This window comes from Nocardioides exalbidus (assembly GCF_900105585.1).
In the GTDB taxonomy this organism is placed as follows: domain Bacteria; phylum Actinomycetota; class Actinomycetes; order Propionibacteriales; family Nocardioidaceae; genus Nocardioides; species Nocardioides exalbidus.
In genome coordinates, this window is the sequence record NZ_FNRT01000002.1 from 3,135,858 (window position 1) to 3,153,026 (window position 17,169).

The window sequence follows — 17,169 nt, forward strand, 5'->3', positions numbered from 1 at the left end:
CCATGCGGCGCCTCCTCCATCTGACGAGCTGCGCCGCGCTCGTCCTGCTCGCACCGTCGCTCGGAGGGTGCAGCAGCCCACAGCCGCAGGCCGACGCCGCGGCGACCACGGCGCCCGCCGACGCCGAGGCGAGCGGGACCGCGCCGGGCACCGATCTGTCGTACGGCGAGGGCGCGACGCTCGTGTGGCGGCCGACCGCCAGCATCACCGGCGAGCTCGAGGTGAGCGTCGACGCCGTCTCCGAGGAGCGTCAGTCGGTCCTCGACGGGTGGCTGCGCGACGACGCGATGGCGGCGTCGCGGCCGTACTTCGTCACGGTCACGGTCACCAACACCGGCACCTCCGACCTCGGTGGCCAGGCCGTCCCGGTCTACCTGCGCGACGACAACGGCAAGCTCGGCGCCGCCTGGACGTTCGGCGGCGACTTCACCGCGTGCCAGAGCGGGCCGCTGCCCACGCCGTTCACCACCGGCGCGGAGACGGAGATGTGCCTGGTCTACCTGGCACCCGACCGCGCCCGCGTCGACGCGGTGGTCTTCGAGCCCACCGAGGGCTACGACCCGATCACGTGGACGGGTGCGGTGCAGCGACCGGAGTCGTCCCGGAGGTCGAGGGGCGGCTGATTTGGGGACGACCCGCCACGGTTCGACAATGGGGTCATGCCCGTTGTGCCCGACTCCCTCACGCTCGGCTCGCTGCGCGTCGAGACGCCGGTCGTGCTGGCGCCGATGGCCGGCATCACGAACGCCGCCTACCGCCGGCTGTGCGCCGAGCAGGGCGCCGGGCTCTACGTCTCCGAGATGATCACCAGCCGGGGCCTCGTCGAGGGCGACGAGGTCACCCGGAAGATGCTCGTCTTCGACGACCTCGAGACGGTCCGCTCCGTCCAGCTCTACGGCACCGACCCGGTCTACATCGGCAAGGCCGTCGAGATCCTGTGTGCCGACCACGGCGTCGCCCACGTCGACCTCAACTTCGGGTGCCCCGTGCCCAAGGTCACCCGCAAGGGCGGCGGGGGAGCACTGCCGTGGAAGCGGGGCCTGCTCGCCGAGATCCTCGAGCACGCGGTCGCCGCCGCAGCGCCCTACGGCGTCCCGGTGACGATGAAGACCCGCAAGGGCCTCGACGACGACCACCTGACCTACCTCGACGCGGGCCGGATCGCCCAGGAGAGCGGCGTCGCGGCGATCGCGCTCCACGGGCGCACCGTCGTGCAGGCCTACTCCGGCGAGGCCGACTGGGAGGCCATCGGCAACCTGGTGCAGCACGTCGACATCCCCGTGCTCGGCAACGGCGACATCTGGGAGGCGGCCGACGCGTTGCGGATGGTGGAGCAGACCGGTGTCGCCGGCGTCGTCGTGGGACGCGGCTGCCTCGGCCGGCCGTGGCTCTTCCGCGACCTGGCCGCCGCCTTCCACGGTGAGGCCGTCGCCACGCTGCCGACGCTCGGCGAGGTGAAGCAGATGATGCGCCGCCACGCCGAGCTGCTCTCGGAGCACATGGGGGAGGAGCGGGGCTGCAAGGAGTTCCGCAAGCACATCACCTGGTACCTCAAGGGCTTCCCGGCCGGCGGCGAGCTGCGCCACCAGCTCGCCCTGGTCGACTCGCTCGCGAGCCTCGACACGCTGCTCGAGGGCCTCGACGACGCGGCGGCCTTCCCCGAGCGCGAGCTCGGGACCCCGCGTGGTCGCCAGGGCGCCCCGCGCAAGAAGGTGGTCCTCCCCGACGGCTGGCTCGACGACACCGACGGGCGCGGCTCGCACCTGCGTGAGGACGCCGACGAGACCACCGGCGGCTGAGCGGCACCCCTGCGGGTGAGACGGAACACGGGTGATTTAACCGTGGACAATTGGGACAGGGCGAGATTCCTGTGCTTCACTCGATGATCGCGCCGGCGTGGGCACGAGGTCTTCCCCTTCTCCTCCTCGTGGTTCCGGCGCAGTCCCCCGACAGCGACCGCAAAGGATCAGCGCTGTGGCTCAGCATCGCCACAAGCGGGAAACCCCTGCTGCCCCCCGACACAACCGCATCCCCCGAGCCGTCCTCGTGTCCGCGCCGCTCGCCGTCGTGGCGACGATGTCCGCGGTCACCATGGGCGTGCTCGCCGCCGAGCCGGCGACCTCCGACACCGACAACCTGCTCGCCTCGTCGAGCGCGCAGTCGCTGTCCCAGGCGGGCGCCAACAGCACGGCACTGAGCCGGCGCGGCGACACGGTCTCGCGCTCCCAGATCCGCACGGCGGCCAAGGCCGAGTCCGCGGCCCGCCAGGACCTCCAGGTCGACAGGTCGGCCCGCAGGGCCGCCAAGAAGCTCGACGACACGGTGTGGACCACCGAGGCCCTCAACCTCTGGGACGGACCGTCCGCGAAGGCCGAGAAGACGGGCGAGATCGCCGCCATCAAGCAGGTCTCGCTCACCGGCCGCGAGCAGGCGGGCCGCACCCAGATCGTCATCGACGGCCAGTCGCGGTGGGTCACCTCCGACTACCTCGACGCCGAGAAGCCCCAGCCGGGCCCGAGCCTCGGCGGCACCTGCAGCAACGGCTCCACCATCAGCGCCGGGCGCCAGTCGCTCTACGAGATCCACGACGTGGTCTGCTCCAACTGGCCCGAGATCACGAGCTACGGCACGTGGCGCGGCGACGGCGAGCACGGCCAGGGCCGGGCCATCGACATCATGGTCAGCGGTCCGCTCGGCTGGACGATCGCCAACTTCCTGCGGGCCAACTACTCCTCGCTGGGGATCGAGTACATCATCTACTCCCAGCAGATCTGGTCCGTCGAGCGCTCGGGCGAGGGCTGGCGCGGGATGTCCAACCGCGGTTCGGTCACGGCCAACCACTACGACCACGTCCACGTGACGGTCTACTGAGGCAGGCGTCAGCCGTCAGCCGTTGGTCCAGTAGTCCCGGGGGTCGACGTCCGGGTGCTCGGTCACGGTGTCGAGCAGCTCCCGGGCGGGATGGGCGTTGCCGTGCGTGGCGGCCGCCAGCAGGGCTTCCTCGCCCTGGTCGTCGGTGAGGTCGTGCGGCACCACCAGGAGCCGCAGCCTGGCCCGGCGCGAGGTCGTCAGCACGACGAGGTGCATGTCGTCGCGCGGGAACGACTCGATCTTCACGTAGCGCCCCGAGACGGCCACCGCCCGCGCCCGCAGGTCCCAGTCGGGCGGCGACACGACGGCCCGGGTGACCCGGCCGAGGTGGTCGGGGAAGTGGTCGATCAGGTCGGCCAGCTCGACCTGGAGGTCACGGCTCTGCGGCCACCACCCGCCGTCGAGGACGTCCTGACCCGGCGACCGGCCCATCCGCAGACGCAGCGGGCCCCGAGGGACAGGAACATGGGGCGTCGTCATGACGTCCGCCTCTCGACCGGCTCGGTGCACCGACGGTGGACGCGCTGACCGGTCTGTTGGCCCGACCCTATGCCTCTCGACCAAGGTGTCGCCGCGGCTCGCTAGGCTGACCGGCCGATGGGCATCGAGGAGCAGTACGACGACTCGGCACGCGAGCGCGTGGTCGCCGAGCCACCGAAGCGGGTGGACGCACCGGTGCGCTTCGCGTTCGAGCGCGACCGGGCGCGCGTGGTCCACGCCGCGGCCTCGCGCCGGCTGGCGGCCAAGACCCAGGTGGTCGGCCCGCAGACCGACGACTTCGTGCGCAACCGGCTCACGCACAGCCTCGAGGTCGCCCAGGTCGCCCGCGACCTGGCGCGCGCGCTCGGCACGCACCCCGACATCACCGAGACCGCGGCGCTGGCCCACGACCTGGGCCACCCGCCGTTCGGCCACAACGGCGAGCGGGTGCTCGCCGAGCTCAGCGCCGACTGCGGGGGGTTCGAGGGCAACGCCCAGACCCTGCGACTCCTGACGCGGCTGGAGTCGAAGACCTTCGACGCCGACGGCCGCTCGGTGGGGCTCAACCTCACCCGCGCCGTGCTCGACGCCTGCACCAAGTACCCCTGGGGCCGTGCCGAGGCCACCGGGCCGCACGGCGTGCACGCCGACGGCACCCCGCGGGTGGTCGTGAAGTTCGGGGTCTACGACGACGACCGCCCGGTCTTCGACTGGCTGCGGGTCGGCGTCGACGGGCCCGACCCGCGTCGTCGCTGCCTCGAGGCACAGGTGATGGACCTCGCCGACGACGTGGCCTACTCCGTGCACGACGTCGAGGACGGCATCGTCGCCGGTCGCCTCGACCTCACCCGCCTCGACCGCGACGCGCTCTGGGAGACGGTGCGGTCCTGGTACCTGCCCGGCACCGACGACGACGCGCTCGACTCGGCGCTCGAGGGCCTGCGTGCCGTCGGGTCCTGGCCGCGGTCGTCGTACGACGGCAGCAGGCGGAGCCTCGCCGCCATCAAGAACCTCACCAGCGACCTCATCGGGCGCTTCTGCGGCGACGTCCAGCAGGCGACCTTCGCCGCCGCGGACGGTGGGCCTCTCGTGCGGCACCGCGCCGACCTCGTCGTGCCGACGGAGACCGAGGTGGAGATCGGTGTGCTCAAGGGCATCGCCGCGCTCTACGTGATGCAGGCCGACGACCGGGTGAGCCTGATGGCCCGGCAGCGCGAGCTGGTGGCCGAGCTCGTCGAGGTGGTCTGGGAGCGCGGTCGCGACGCCCTCGACCCGGTCTTCACCGAGGACTGGGACACCGCTGTCGACGACGCCGCCCGACGCCGCGTGGTGATCGACCAGGTCGCGTCGCTCACCGACGCGAGCGCGGTCACCCGCCACGCAGCGCTGGCGAGCTAGGGCAGGTCGCCCTGCGGGTAGGGGTTGTCCTGCAGCGCGACGTTGTCCGGGTTGAGCTGGTCCTCGAGGTCGGAGCGGTGGTTGCCGGGCGTGACCTTGTCGGACACCGTGCCGGCAGCCGTGGCGACCTTGTCCTTGACGACGGGAGCAGCGGCCTGGGCCTTCTCCTTCGCGAGGTCGGCGGCCTGGTGGGCCTTCTCCTGGACTCGGGGGTCGTCCTTGACCCGGGTGACGGCCTTCTTGATCTGCTCGTAGCGCTCGCGCCCGGCGCGGGTGCCGAGCACGTAGCCGGCGCCGGCGGCGAGCAGCAGGGTGAGCTTCTTCATCGGTGTCTCCCTCAGCAGTGGGGTGGGTTCAGCGGTGGCGCCGCAGGCGCCAGACGACGAGGACGACGGCCATGGCCACGAGGGACCCGGCGGCGGCGAGCACCTCGGGACGGGGCTTGCCGGAGTCGGTGGTCGCGGCGTCCTTGAGGTCGGCGACGGTGTGCTGCGCGTGCGCCTTCACGTCGAGCTTGGCCGCGAGCTCGTCGACCGTGCCGGCCAGCTGCTCGCGCTGGAGGGCGATCTCCGCCTCGAGCTCCTCCGGCGTCCTGGACTCAGCCATGGTGGTCTCCCTTCATCGTCGCGATGTCCTCCTTGATGCCGTCGATCGCCCTCTCCGGCGCGGGCGGCGTCGCCTCGGACACCTGCCCCTTCCCGAGCAGCCCGGCGACGGCGGTGGCGCCGAGCAGCACGACCGCCACGATCAGGGCGGCGAGCCATCCGTCGACGACCTGGGCCAGGCCGAGGATCGCAGCGGCCACGAAGGACGCGAGCGAGAGGAACCCCAGCAACCCGGCGGCCCCGAACATCCCGATCCCGATCCCGACGTGCCGGCCCTTCTCGGCGACCTCGGCCTGGGCGAGGCGGATCTCGGAGCGGACGAGACCGGGGATCTGCTCGGACAGCTGGTGGACGAGAGCGCCCAGGGTCTGGGTCTCTGGTTCTCCGTGCTGGGGCGTCATGCATCGACCCTCCCAAACTCCCCGGCCCGTCACCAGCCCGGTCAACCCCCAGGGGTGGGGCCGGCCGGCAGGGCAGGGGGAGGCGGGTGTGGAGACCCGGGTCCGCGCGTGGGTGCGCCGCCGTAGACTCCCCGGCGTGGCAGGCCGGATTCGCGACGACGACATCGCCGAGGTGCGCGAGAAGGCGCGGATCGACGACGTCATCTCCGAGTACGTCACGCTCAAGCGCGCCGGCGGCGGCACGCTGAAGGGCCTCTGCCCCTTCCACGACGAGAAGACACCGTCGTTCAACGTGAACCCCTCGCGATCCTTCTACCACTGCTTCGGGTGCGGCGAGGGTGGCGACGTCATCTCGTTCCTGATGAAGGTCGACGGCCTCACCTTCACCGAGACCGTCGAGCGGCTCGCGGAGAAGTACGGCGTCCAGCTCCGTCGCGAGGACGGCGACGACGAGCCGCAACGCCCCCGCGGCCCGGCCCGGGCGAGGCTCATCGAGGCGCACAAGGTCGCCCAGGAGTTCTACGCCGACCAGCTCGCCACCGCCGACGCACTCGTCGCCCGGCAGTTCCTCGGCCAGCGCGGCTTCGACCAGGCGGCCGCCGAGATGTTCGGCGTCGGATTCGCGCCCCGCGAGGGTGAGGCGCTGACCCGCCACCTGCGCGCCCGCCGGATCACCGACGAGGAGAGCGTCGCGGCCGGTCTCGTCGCCCTGGGCCGTTCCCACTACGACCGCTTCCGCGGCCGGTTGGTCTGGCCGATCCGCGAGGCCAACGGCGACACCATCGGCTTCGGCGCCCGCCGGATCTTCGACGACGACCGCATCGAGGCGAAGTACCTCAACACCTCCGAGACCGCGATCTACAAGAAGAGCCACGTCCTCTACGGCATCGACCTCGCCCGCACCGCCATGAAGGAGAGCCAGCAGGCCGTGGTCGTCGAGGGTTACACCGACGTGATGGCCTGCCACCTCTCGGGGGTGAGGACCGCGGTCGCGTCGTGCGGCACCGCGTTCGGCCAGGACCACGCCAAGGTGCTGCGGCGCTTCATGGGCGACCACGGCCCCACGGGCGGCGAGGTGATCTTCACCTTCGACGGTGACTCGGCCGGCCAGAAGGCCGCGATGAAGGTGCTCGACAGCGACCAGGTGTTCGCCTCGCAGACCTATGTCGCGGTCGCTCCCGAGGGCATGGATCCCTGCGACCTGCGCATGAAGGAGGGCGAGGAGGCGGTGCGCGAGCTGGTCGCCAAGCGCCAGCCCCTCTACCGCTTCGCGCTCGACAACATCCTCGCGCGCTACGACCTCGACCGCGCCGACGGCCGGGTCGACGCCCTGCGCGACGCGGCGGGGCTGGTGGCGAGCATCCGCGACAAGACGAAGGTCGACGCGTTCTCCCGCGAGCTGGCGCACATGGTCGGCGTCGACGTCGACCAGGTGCGCAGCGAGGTGCGACGCGCCGCCAGCCGTCCCGCCCCGAAGCCGGACGAGCGGCGCACGTCCCGCGCCGCCGAGCCGGAGGCCGCACCCGAGCCGCCGCGCCCGCAGCTCCCGAGCCTGTCCGACCCCCGGTTCCTCATCGAGCGCGAGCTGCTCAAGCTCGTCATCCAGCACCCGTCGAGCGTGGGTCGCACGACCACCCACGTCACCGCGGCGGACTTCACTCACCCGACGTTCCAGGGCGTGTGGGAGGCGGTGACCTCGGCAGGCGGGCCTGCGGCAGGGAAGGACGACCAGGCGTGGTCTACCAACGTGCGCGGCAAGGCCACCGATCCCGCGGTCGCCGCCGCCATCACCGAGCTCGGTGTCGAGCCGGTGCGCGGCACCTCCGACCCGACCCCGACGTTCGCCGTCGCCTACGTCTACCGCCTCCAGGAGCTCACCACCTCCCGGCGCATCGCCGACGTGAAGGCGCGCCTGCAGCGCACAAACCCGGTCGACCAGGCCCTCGACTACAACCGCATGTTCGGCGAGCTGGTGATGCTCGAGCAGCACCGCCGCAAGCTGCGCGAGGGCGCCGTCGGGATCGGCAGCGCATCGTGAGCCCGCGCTTCGGGCGTACGTCCTCGCCCTCCGTCACGGTCGCGCCGGGGGAGCGGGTGCTGGCCGCCACCACCGCCGGTGACGGCACCGTCCTCGCCGGGACCCGCGACGCGTTCTACGTCGTCGCCGACGGCGAGACCACCCGGGTGCCGTGGGAGCAGGTCGAGGCGGCCCACTGGGACCGCGACACGGACGTCTTCACGCTCTCCGAGGTCGGGTCGTGGGGCGAGCAGCGCCCGGTCCACTCGGTGACGCTCGACGAGCCGGGTCGGCTGCTCGAGCTGGTCCGCGAGCGGGTGACCGCCAGCATCGTCCTGCAGCGCCACGTCACGGTGGGCGGCCGTCGCGGGCTCCGCGTGATCGCTCGTCGCGCGCCCTCGGGCGCGGGTGCCGTGCAGTGGGTCAACGAGTACGACGAGGGGGTCGACCCCGACGACCCGGCGGTCCGCGCGGCGGCGCGCGAGGCCCTCGAGCTGATGCAGCGCGACGTCGGGCTGCCCTGATTTCACCCGCGGCGACCGGTCTTGCTAATGTTTCGCCTCGCTGCTGCAGCGATCCCCTATAGCTCAATTGGCAGAGCATTCGACTGTTAATCGGAGGGTTCCTGGTTCGAGTCCAGGTGGGGGAGCAGACGAGAAGGGCCCGAGGCGGATGCCTCGGGCCCTTCGTCGACTCCACGCCGTTGTGGAGTGGCGACCCCGAAACCCCATGCCACGCGTCGAGGCCGCCAGTCACCACTGTCGGAGGCGGACGTTTCGGCGCGTGGTGCTCCCCGGTTGCCACGACGTAACGCTTTCGACCCCGCGTGTGAACTGTGCGTTACGGCTCCGGGTTCGACGGCCGGGGTGGGCGAGGGTGGCCGCATGAGCGCGGAACAGGTCGACGACGTGGCCGTCGGGGCCGGATTCGTCGTACGTCCGGACGGCACCGTGGTGGGGGACGACGGTGCCGCGGGTGCGCTCGCCGCGGCCCTTCCGTACACCGGTCGGCTGGCGCGACGGATGGGCGAGCTCGTCGAGGCCGGCGACCTCCGCCTGATGGAGGCCTTCGGCCGCCGCCGGCTCTCGGTCGGTGTCACGTGGACGCCCGCGGGCGAGGGCACCTACCGCGCGTCGGTCACCCCGCTCGAGGAACGTGTCGTCCCGAGCTTCATGGTCGTCGGTGCGGTGGACACCACCGCAGCCGTCAACCACTGTCTCGCGCGCATCATGGCGGTGGACGGCGTGCAGTGGAGCTCGGTCGTGACGGCCGGCTCGCGGGTCATCGCCGCGATGGGCGAGCGCCAGGACCTGCACCACCTCGCGGAGGTGGGCAACCGGATGCTCGCCATCCTCCGCTCGCTGGAGGACCAGCACGCGACGGGCTTCATGCGGCTGCGCTTCGAGCAGGGTGCCGTCATCGGTGCCTCGATCGGCCGGCACGCCCTCGTCGCCCTGGCGACGAACGCCGAGGACGGTGAGCTCGTCTCGATGATCGACGAGATCCGCGCGATCCTGGCCGACCACGACCTCGCGTCCGTCACCACCGAGTTCGACCCGGACGCCGCCGACGCCACGCCGGAGCCGGAGGCGGTCGCCGAGCCCGAGGAGGTCGCGCCGCCGCCGCTGGTGGGGGCCCGCTTCGGTGGCCAGCGCGCAGGGCGCACGCCGCGCCGCTCGCGCTTCGGCCGCAGGTCCTAGCCGGGCTCAGCCCCAGCCGAGCGGGAAGACCTCGAACGTGGCCGCGTGGGTCACGCCGAGGCCCTGGCCGCCGCTGCGGAGGATGCCGTCGAGGAACTCCTCGGGGTCCCACCCGTCCCAGCCGAGGCCGTCGATGTAGGCCCGGTGCTCCTCGAGGGAGGCCACGCCCGCGTCGAAGGTGTCGGTGACGTCCACCGCGTGCGTCGCCTGCGGCGAGTTGCCCGCCCACACAGCCCGCACCCCGCCCCAGGGCTCGAGGTCGTCGGTGAGCTGCTCGGGGAAGATCCAGCGGTTGCCGGCGTCGCGGACCGCGTCGAGCAGCGCGCGCCCGACGGCGATGTGGTCGGCCTGGTTGAGGTTGGTGCCGCCGAACGTCTCGCGGAAGTTGATCGTCAGGGCGACGTCGGGACGCTGCTCGCGCACGACCTGCGCGATCGCCCGCCTCAGCGCGACGCCGTACTCCAGGATGCCGTCGGGCAGTCGCAGAAAGACCACCTCGTCGACGCCGACGATCCGGGCCGAGGCGATCTCCTCGGCTTCGCGGACGGACGCGCACTCGTCGGGGTGGAGGCCGTCGATGCCGGCCTCGCCGCTCGTCACCATGCAGTAGACGATCCGCTTGCCCTGCCCCGTCCAGCGCGCCACGGCCGCCGCGGCGCCGTACTCGATGTCGTCGGGGTGGGCGACCACGAAGAGTGCGGTCTCCCAGTCCTCCGGGAGTGGCTCGTACGACGGCGGGGCGGGGCGGTCGGTCATGTCCCGAGCATGGCACCCGGCGGTCGGTGTGTCTGCCCCGTGCCCGTGGGGCGCCCGAGCAATGGTGTAGTGAAACAAGTGACTTACTCGGCTATGGTCGGAGGATGACGATCGCTCCCACCCGTCGCGGGTTCCTCGCCGGCGCCGCCGTGCTCGGCGGTGCCTCCCTGCTCCCGGGCGCCGCCTGGCGCTGGTCCCCGGCGCACGCGCAGCCCCCGTTCATCCTCAAGCCCACGCCGCCCGAGTGGTTCGTCGACCACGGGACCAATGCGGAGATGCTGTGGAGCTCGGTCGACCCCCGGCGCTACCTCACGCCCCAGTCACGGCTGTTCGTGCGCAACCACACGCGCACGCCCACCATCAGCCGGACCGGCTACGCCCTGCGGGTGTACGGCGACGGGCTGGCGACGCCGCGCACGGAGGCGGAGGCGCTCACCCTGAGCCTCGACGACCTCCAGCGGCTGCCGCGCCACGAGCTGACCGCCGCCCACGAGTGCACGGGCAACGGGCGGCGCTTCTTCACCGAGCAGCAGGGCGAGACGGTGGCGGGCACACCGTGGGCGCTGGGCTCCGTCGGGACCGTGCGCTGGACCGGTGTCCGGCTGCGCGACGTGCTCCGCCGGCTCGGGCTGGCCCCCGACGCGCTGTCGATCCAGGCGACCGGCCTGGACGACCCCTACGTCTCCGGCGGCATCGACCACGGCCGCGTCCGCCGGCCCTTCCCGGTCTCCAAGGCCCTCGACGACGCGCTGCTCGCGTGGGGCATGAACGGGGAGGACCTGCTGCCCGACCACGGCTTCCCGCTCCGCCTGGTGCTGCCCGGGTGGGTCGGCATCGGCAGCATCAAGTGGCTCGGCTCGCTCCAGGTGTCGCGCAGCGAGCTGACGTCGCCGTGGAACACCACGTGGTACCGGATGACCGGACCGCAGTGGTCCGCCGACTCGCCGCCGCTCACGGTCAACCCGGTGCGCTCGGCGTGGGAGCTCGCCGTCGGCGCGACGCTGCCCTCGCGCCCGACCACGCTGACCGGCCGCTCGTGGAGCGGCGCCGGCAGGATCGCCCAGGTCTCGGTGAGCCTCGACGACGGCCGGTCGTGGCGTCCTGCCGTGCTCGACCGCAGGTCGCAGCAGGGACAGGGCTGGACGCAGTGGTCGGTGCGCTGCCCGCGGCTGCGACCAGGAGCGCGTCAGCTGATGGCCCGTGCCACGGACGAGGCCGGCCGCACGCAGCCGCTGGTCGCGGCCGCCAACAGCCAGGGCTACTTCTTCGACGCCGTCGTCCGCCACCCGGTCCAGGTGGCGGCCTGAGCGATCAGGCCATCACGCCGACGGGGGTGGGGGCGAAGCCCGGGAACACCTGCGCCACCGAGACGCCGAACCGCTTGGTCACGATCTCGGTCAGCACGCTGCGGTAGTCGGTCGTCACCAGCAGGTCGCCGTCGAGGGTGTTCTGCAGGCCGGGCCACGAGCCGTAGTACTGCCCACCCCTGACGCCCGCGCCGGCGACGAACATGACGTTGCCGAAGCCGTGGTCGGTGCCGTAGTCGTCGTTCTCCTTGACCCGGCGGCCGAACTCGCTCAGCGTGACGAGGGTGACCCGGTCGGCCATCGGGCCGAGGTCGGCGAAGAACGCGGCGATCGCGCTGGCGAGGTCGCCCGCGTTGCGCCGCATGTCGCCCCACTCGACCGTGCCGAGGTCGGTGTGCATGTCCCAGTCGCCCTGGTCGACCGTGATCACCTCGGCGCCGACACCGGACCGCACGATGCGCGAGACGTCGGAGAGCGCCCTGCCCAGCTCGGTGCCGGGGTAGGCCGTCGCCGGCTTGCCCGCCGGGGTGTCGCGCGCCTGGCCGAACGTCTCGGCTCCCTCGATCGCGTCGCGGACGGCCTTGCTCATCGGGCCGCTGCCCTTCCAGGCGTGCTTGAGCGAGGCCAACCGGCGGCCGTCGTCCTCGGTGCCCGCGACCTTCGCGTCGTCGACGCGCCCGACCACGAACGCCGGGTTGGTGCCGAAGAGCGACGTCGGGATCTGGTTGCCCATGGCCGTGCCCTGGAGCGGGGAGGCGCCGGGGAGCTCGCCGAGGAGGCGGTTGAGCCAGCCGTTGCGGGCGGTCGAGCCGGGAGCCGCGTCCTCGATCGCCTCCATCGCCGCGAAGTGCGAGCGGTTCGGCGTCGCCATCCCGGTGGCGTGCACGGCCGCGAGGGTGCCGGCGTTCCACATCGGCACCAGCGGCGCGAGCGCCGGATGCAGGCCGAACATCGCGTCGGGCACCAGCAGCGACGCCTGGGGGATGCCGATGCGCGGGCGGGCGGCGTAGTAGTTCGGGTCGGCGTGCGGGACGACCAGGGAGAGGCCGTCGGCCGCACCGCGCAGCGACAGCAGCACGAGCACCGAGCCCAGCGGCGAGGACAGCTTCGACGACGCGCGGCCGGTGACGGCGTACGCCCTCGGGCCGCCGCCGCCCAGGCCCGGACCCAGGGCGATGGCCCCGCCGGCGAGCGCCGTGCCGCCGATCAGGGCACGGCGGCTGAGCGCGAGCCGGGTCTCGTCGTAGTCGGGGCAGCCGCAGGCCCGCGTCGTCGCGGCCGGCGTGGTGGGCAGGTTCTGGTTGTCAGTCATGTCAGCACGCCATGTGGTCGGGGGAGTCGAGGACGGCAGCGAGCAGGCGGGCGAAGCCCCACTGGTAGAGACCGTGCTCGCGGTCGATCTTTTCCTTGCTGCGGCAGCCCGTCGCCAGGCTGGCGGTCGTGACGAGCCCCTTGGTGGCGGGGCGGTGGAGCAGGTCGCGACTGACGTCGTCGACGAGGTCGGCGAACCGGATCGGCTTCCTGGCCGGCACCCACTCGCTGGGCTCGCGGTAGTTGAGGTCCACCGTCGGCCACCACGCGCCCGCCATCGACCAGTGCATCCCCATCGAGCCGAGGGCCCGCGCGGGGGAGGCCCAGATGTCGTTGCGGACGGGTGTGCCGTCGGGTCGCGGCCAGGCGTGCGGCGAGAGGCCGAGCCCGGAGGCCTGCCAGAGCATCGCGTAGACACCGGAGTCGTCCTTGCTCGGCTTGCGCAGGCGCACGCCCAGGGCGCGGTAGGTCGCGACGACGTCCTCGCTGGGGTCGCGGAGCTTCTTGCCGGCCGAGGAGCGGAACTCCTTGCTCGCGACCAGCGCCCGCAGCACCGGCACGATCGCGGTGTCGTTCTTCAGGTAGACCTTGGCGAGCCGGTTGACCAGCGCCTTCGGCGGGTCGTCGCGGACGAACTTGGTCGCCAGCCGCTCGGCGATGTGCTGCGCGGTGAGCGGGTGGTGGGCCAGGTAGTGGAGGTACTCCCGGGTGACCTCGCGCCCGTCACCCTTGCGGTTCTTGTGGGTGAAGCCCTTGACCTTCACCTTGCCGGTCCAGTGGTCCTCCTTGACGTAGGACGCCTTCCAGGTCTCCCACATGTCGACGTGGTAGCCGGTGAGGATCCGGGCGGACGCCTTGACGTCGTCCTCGTCGTAGTTGCCCGCCCCGAGGGTGTGGAGCTCCATCAGCTCGCGGCCGAGGTTCTCGTTGGGGGCGCGCTTGGTCGACTGGGCGGCCGACAGGAAGATCAGCATCGCGGGGTGCGTCGTCGTCTCGGCGAGCATCTCGTCGAAGCGGCCGAGCGCGTGCTTGCGGACGGTGTCGCCGTAGTCGACACGCCAGGTGAAGTGCGCGTCGCCGCTGACGGGCACGTGGAGCATGCCCTCCCAGAACTCCGTCATCTTCTCGAGCACCGGGCGGCGGGTGCGGATCCGCCGCACGAGGAGCCAGCGGCCGTAGTCCTCCATGACCTGCCAGCCGCCGCGGATCTCCTGGACCTGGCGCTTCCACAGCTCCAGGGGCCCGCGGTCGAGGTCGGGCCACCAGCGACGCGTCTCGTCGGCGGCGGAGTCGGGGAAGGACCCGGGGCGGGTGAGCTGCTGCTCGAACCACGCCTGGGCCCCGCCGGAGCGGCGTACGTCGGCGGCGAGCGTGGCGTCGACGCCGTAGCCGAACCGCGTGACGAGGTGCCGCTGCGAGGGCGGTAGCAGGGCGACCTTGCCCTGAGGCTTGTTCTTGGGCTTCTTCTCCGCCACCGAGGTCCTCCCGTAACCCGAGCCGCTTCCGAGACGCATCACTGTCGCACGGCGCGGGCGCAACGCGAAGTCGAAACCGGAATTACACGTGCGCCGTACCCGCCGGTCGTGATCGCATGCGTCGGTGAAGATCGAGGAGCTCGACCCCACGGACCCGGTCGCGCGGCGGGCCTGGCACGACGCGCTGGAGCGGGCCGTCCGCGCCGACCGCCCCTACGCGCTGACGACCACGCTCGAGGCGTTCGAGGTCCTGGCGACCTCGCCGGGCCGGCACGCGGACCGGACCTGGTGGCAGGCGGTCGTCGACGGGGAGGTGGTCGGCACGGCCGAGCTGGAGCTGCCGCTCACCGAGAACACCGACCTCGGGTGGGCCGAGGTCGCCGTCCTGCCCGCGCACCGCCGCGACGGCGTCGGTCGGGCCCTCTGGAACGAGGTCGTCGCGCGAGCACGGGCTGCGGGGCGACGGCGCATCGGGGGAGAGGTGACGACCGACCTGGCGGTGCCGGGTGCGGGCCTCGGGTTCGCCGCCGCCGTGGGCGCGGTCGAGAAGCACCACGAGGACCACCTCCTGGCCGAGCTCCCGGTGGCGGAGGTCCCGCTCCACGAGGCGTACGACGTGGTCGCGTGGCGTGGTCGCTGCCCCGACGAGCACCGCGCCGCCTACGTCGCCATGCGCAACCAGATGAACCTCGACGTGCCCACGGGAGACCTCGACGTCGAGGCGACGGTGCTCGACGACGAGCGGCTCGCGACCTCCGAGGAGCGGCTGATGCGCGCATACGACCTGCGCGTGGCCGCCGCCCGCCGGCGCTCCGACGGCGTGTTCGGCGGCTACTCGCTGCTCTTCGTCCCCCACGGCGCCGACTACGGCTGGCAGGACGACACCCTCGTGATGCCCGCGCACCGCGGCCACCGGCTCGGCGGTGCGCTCAAGGCGGTCAACTACGCCGGCCTGCCCGACGAGGTGGGGGTGGTGCACACCTGGACGGCGCCGACCAACACCGCCATGCACCGCACCAACACCGCCCTCGGCTTCCGCGTGGTCGAGCGGATGGTCGAGGTCGAGGTGCCGATGTGAGCGGCCCGGGACCGGTCGGGCTCAGACGAGCGGCAGGGTGACGCTGACAGTCGTGCCCTCGCCGGCGCGCGAGCTCAGCTCGACCCGGCCCGAGTGGCGGCGGGCGATGCGCTCGACGATCGCGAGGCCGAGCCCGGTCCCGGGGCGCTCGAGGGCGTCCGGGTTCGTGGAGCGGAAGAACTCCTGGAAGAGCTGGCGCTGGTCGTCCTCGGAGATGCCGATGCCGGTGTCCTGGACCGCCACCACGACCTCGTCACCGGCCCGCGTGAGGCGTACGTCGACCCTGCCGCCGGCGTCGGTGTACTTCACCGCGTTGCCCGACAGGTTGCACACCATCCGGACCAGCTCGTCGGGACTCCCCGACACGAGGAACGGCTCGCTCGGCGGGTGCACGACGAAGTCGACCTCCTTGGTCGCGGCCACACTGCCGCACTCCTCCTCGACGATGGCGAGGACCTCGAGGAGGTTGACCGGCTCGGCCTCGAGCACCGCGTGGGGGTCGGCAACGCGCGCCATGGTCAGCAGGTCCTCGAGCACGCTGCTGAGCCGCGCGACGCCGCGGCTCGCCGACGTGACCATCTTCTGGTCGAAGGGCTCGAGCTCGGAGTCCTCGAGCATCTCGAGGTTGGCCGCCACCGTGAAGAGCGGGTTGCGCAGCTCGTGCGCGAGCGTGTTGACCAGCTCGGTGCGGTAGGAGTCGATGCGGCGGAGCTGGTCGACCTGCCGGGCGTTGGCCACCGCGATGCCCAGGTCGTGGCCGATGTCGAGCGCGGCGTCGAGCTCCACGTCGGTCCAGCGCTGGCTGGCCGAGATGCGGGTGAGCGAGAGGAACCCGAGGCACTCGGTGCCCGCGCCGAGCGGGACGAGCAGGACGGAGCCGATGCCCATCCGTTCGAGGTAGCGCATCAGCTGGTCGAACTCGTCGGGCGGGAGCCCGACGGCGTCGGGCTGCGCGCGCGAGAAGGCGGCCACCCGCTGCTCGGCCCAGCAGCGCTGCGCCAGCAACGCGGCCCCGGACTCGACCTCGTCCAGGAGCGGGTCGGTCTCAGCACCCTCGGCGTACCACGAGGTCGACGTCCCACCTTGCGCGTCGAAGGTCGTCAGCCACATGCCGAAGGCGTCGAAGCAGCGCGCGATCGCGGAGCGGGAGGCCTCGAGGACCAGGGCGAGCGTCGGCTCGCCGAGCGCCTTGCGGATGATGTCGCGCGTCTGCTGGGCCAGCCGGACCTGCTCGGCGAGCTCCATCCGCTCGAGGGCGACCAGCGCGGCGCGTCGCGTCACGACGGCGCACTTCTCGAGCAGCTCGCGCTGGAGCTTGCCGGGGCGCAGGCCGTCGAGCGGGACGTCCACCGAGAGGACGCCGACGAGCTCGCCGTCGTCGTCGAGCAGGGGAGCGGCGAGCAGGTCGCGCGGGTGCCACGCGTTCGGGCTGTCGACGACGACGTCGTCGGAGACGTAGCCGTACTCGGCGATCTCGGGGGTCTCGCGGTCGTGGGGGACGAAGCGCCACGGGCCCCACTCGTCGGAGTGGGCGAGCTCGGCCTCGAGGAGGGCCACCGGCAGCCGGCGACCGACGATCGCCTCGGAGACGCCGGGTCCGTAGGCCGCGACCACCTCGAGCTCGTCGGCGTCACGGATGCTGATCGCGGCGAGGCTGAACTCGGCGAGGGCGGCAGCGCCCTCCGCGAGCACCTCCAGGTGCTCGCGGGTCGACTCGTCGAGCCGGAGCCGGCCGGGCCCGTGCTGGCGCTCGGTCACCTCGTCCATGTG

At 72.5% G+C, this 17,169-nt stretch carries 17 protein-coding genes and 1 tRNA gene; 10 read left to right on the plus strand and 8 right to left on the minus strand.

The window, feature by feature from the left end; translation table 11 throughout:
• The first annotated feature begins 2 nt into the window (after positions 1 to 2).
• The 3 genes from BLV76_RS15435 (at position 3) to BLV76_RS15445 (ending at position 2,871) form a co-directional block, all read left to right on the plus strand.
• The gene (locus tag BLV76_RS15435; protein ID WP_090969995.1) at positions 3 to 623 is read left to right on the plus strand and encodes a hypothetical protein; all 621 of its coding nucleotides are present in this window, start codon (positions 3 to 5) and stop codon (positions 621 to 623) included.
• Positions 624 to 659: 36 nt separating this feature from the next.
• The gene (gene dusB, locus BLV76_RS15440; protein ID WP_090969997.1) at positions 660 to 1,799 is read left to right on the plus strand and encodes a tRNA dihydrouridine synthase DusB; all 1,140 of its coding nucleotides are present in this window, start codon (positions 660 to 662) and stop codon (positions 1,797 to 1,799) included.
• 247 nt (positions 1,800 to 2,046) lie between these two features.
• Positions 2,047 to 2,871, plus strand: a complete 825-nt coding sequence (locus BLV76_RS15445; protein ID WP_090969999.1) for a VldE C-terminal domain-containing protein — start codon at positions 2,047 to 2,049, stop codon at positions 2,869 to 2,871.
• A 15-nt stretch (positions 2,872 to 2,886) separates the two neighbouring features.
• Here BLV76_RS15445 and BLV76_RS15450 read toward each other — a convergent pair whose 3' ends face one another.
• Complete coding sequence (locus tag BLV76_RS15450; protein ID WP_139306594.1) at positions 2,887 to 3,351, minus strand: DUF5994 family protein; 465 nt, start codon at positions 3,349 to 3,351, stop codon at positions 2,887 to 2,889.
• A gap of 117 nt (positions 3,352 to 3,468) precedes the next feature.
• Between BLV76_RS15450 and BLV76_RS15455 the strand changes: the two genes are divergently transcribed.
• A complete protein-coding gene (locus tag BLV76_RS15455) occupies positions 3,469 to 4,749 on the plus strand; it encodes a deoxyguanosinetriphosphate triphosphohydrolase (RefSeq protein WP_090970003.1) in 1,281 nt (426 codons plus the stop codon).
• On the opposite strand, the gene BLV76_RS22625 is transcribed toward BLV76_RS15455, so the two are convergent.
• From BLV76_RS22625 to BLV76_RS15470, 3 genes are read right to left on the minus strand one after another with little or no spacing between them, the layout of a single operon-like run.
• On the minus strand, positions 4,746 to 5,075 hold the full coding sequence (locus tag BLV76_RS22625) for a YtxH domain-containing protein (protein WP_175539696.1): 330 nt from the start codon (positions 5,073 to 5,075) through the stop codon (positions 4,746 to 4,748). The genes BLV76_RS15455 and BLV76_RS22625 overlap by 4 nt on opposite strands.
• A 28-nt stretch (positions 5,076 to 5,103) precedes the next feature.
• Positions 5,104 to 5,355, minus strand: a complete 252-nt coding sequence (locus BLV76_RS15465) for a DUF3618 domain-containing protein (RefSeq protein WP_090970005.1) — start codon at positions 5,353 to 5,355, stop codon at positions 5,104 to 5,106.
• On the minus strand, positions 5,348 to 5,755 hold the full coding sequence (locus BLV76_RS15470; protein WP_090970007.1) for a phage holin family protein: 408 nt from the start codon (positions 5,753 to 5,755) through the stop codon (positions 5,348 to 5,350). Before BLV76_RS15470 ends, BLV76_RS15465 begins: the two co-directional genes overlap by 8 nt.
• Before the next feature lie 136 nt (positions 5,756 to 5,891).
• On the opposite strand from BLV76_RS15470, the gene dnaG reads away from it, so the two are divergent.
• From dnaG to BLV76_RS22630, 4 genes are all read left to right on the plus strand, one after another.
• Positions 5,892 to 7,793: a DNA primase gene (gene dnaG / locus BLV76_RS15475; protein WP_090970009.1), complete on the plus strand. Its 1,902-nt coding sequence runs from the start codon at positions 5,892 to 5,894 to the stop codon at positions 7,791 to 7,793.
• The gene (locus BLV76_RS15480) at positions 7,790 to 8,296 is read left to right on the plus strand and encodes a hypothetical protein (RefSeq protein WP_090970011.1); all 507 of its coding nucleotides are present in this window, start codon (positions 7,790 to 7,792) and stop codon (positions 8,294 to 8,296) included. The genes dnaG and BLV76_RS15480 overlap by 4 nt, the downstream gene beginning before the upstream one ends.
• 52 nt (positions 8,297 to 8,348) lie before the next feature.
• Positions 8,349 to 8,421: transfer RNA gene (locus BLV76_RS15485), tRNA-Asn, on the plus strand.
• A gap of 235 nt (positions 8,422 to 8,656) precedes the next feature.
• Positions 8,657 to 9,472 (plus strand): hypothetical protein, encoded by an 816-nt coding sequence (locus BLV76_RS22630; protein ID WP_175539697.1) that lies wholly within the window; start codon positions 8,657 to 8,659, stop codon positions 9,470 to 9,472.
• Positions 9,473 to 9,478: 6 nt separating this feature from the next.
• Here the strand turns inward: BLV76_RS22630 and BLV76_RS15495 are convergent, their stop codons facing one another.
• Positions 9,479 to 10,228, minus strand: coding sequence for a PIG-L deacetylase family protein (locus tag BLV76_RS15495; RefSeq protein WP_090970015.1), 750 nt, complete (start codon positions 10,226 to 10,228; stop codon positions 9,479 to 9,481).
• A gap of 104 nt (positions 10,229 to 10,332) precedes the next feature.
• On the opposite strand from BLV76_RS15495, the gene BLV76_RS15500 reads away from it, so the two are divergent.
• Complete coding sequence (locus BLV76_RS15500; RefSeq protein ID WP_090970017.1) at positions 10,333 to 11,535, plus strand: molybdopterin-dependent oxidoreductase; 1,203 nt, start codon at positions 10,333 to 10,335, stop codon at positions 11,533 to 11,535.
• A 4-nt stretch (positions 11,536 to 11,539) separates the two neighbouring features.
• On the opposite strand, the gene BLV76_RS15505 is transcribed toward BLV76_RS15500, so the two are convergent.
• The gene (locus BLV76_RS15505; protein ID WP_090970019.1) at positions 11,540 to 12,847 is read right to left on the minus strand and encodes a DUF1501 domain-containing protein; all 1,308 of its coding nucleotides are present in this window, start codon (positions 12,845 to 12,847) and stop codon (positions 11,540 to 11,542) included.
• A gap of 1 nt (position 12,848) precedes the next feature.
• Positions 12,849 to 14,321 (minus strand): DUF1800 domain-containing protein, encoded by a 1,473-nt coding sequence (locus BLV76_RS15510; RefSeq protein WP_175539698.1) that lies wholly within the window; start codon positions 14,319 to 14,321, stop codon positions 12,849 to 12,851.
• Between the two features lie 124 nt (positions 14,322 to 14,445).
• On the opposite strand from BLV76_RS15510, the gene BLV76_RS15515 reads away from it, so the two are divergent.
• Positions 14,446 to 15,399, plus strand: a complete 954-nt coding sequence (locus BLV76_RS15515; protein ID WP_090970025.1) for a GNAT family N-acetyltransferase — start codon at positions 14,446 to 14,448, stop codon at positions 15,397 to 15,399.
• 21 nt (positions 15,400 to 15,420) lie between these two features.
• Here the strand turns inward: BLV76_RS15515 and BLV76_RS15520 are convergent, their stop codons facing one another.
• Complete coding sequence (locus tag BLV76_RS15520) at positions 15,421 to 17,166, minus strand: sensor histidine kinase (protein WP_090970027.1); 1,746 nt, start codon at positions 17,164 to 17,166, stop codon at positions 15,421 to 15,423.
• Between the last annotated feature and the right edge of the window lie 3 nt (positions 17,167 to 17,169).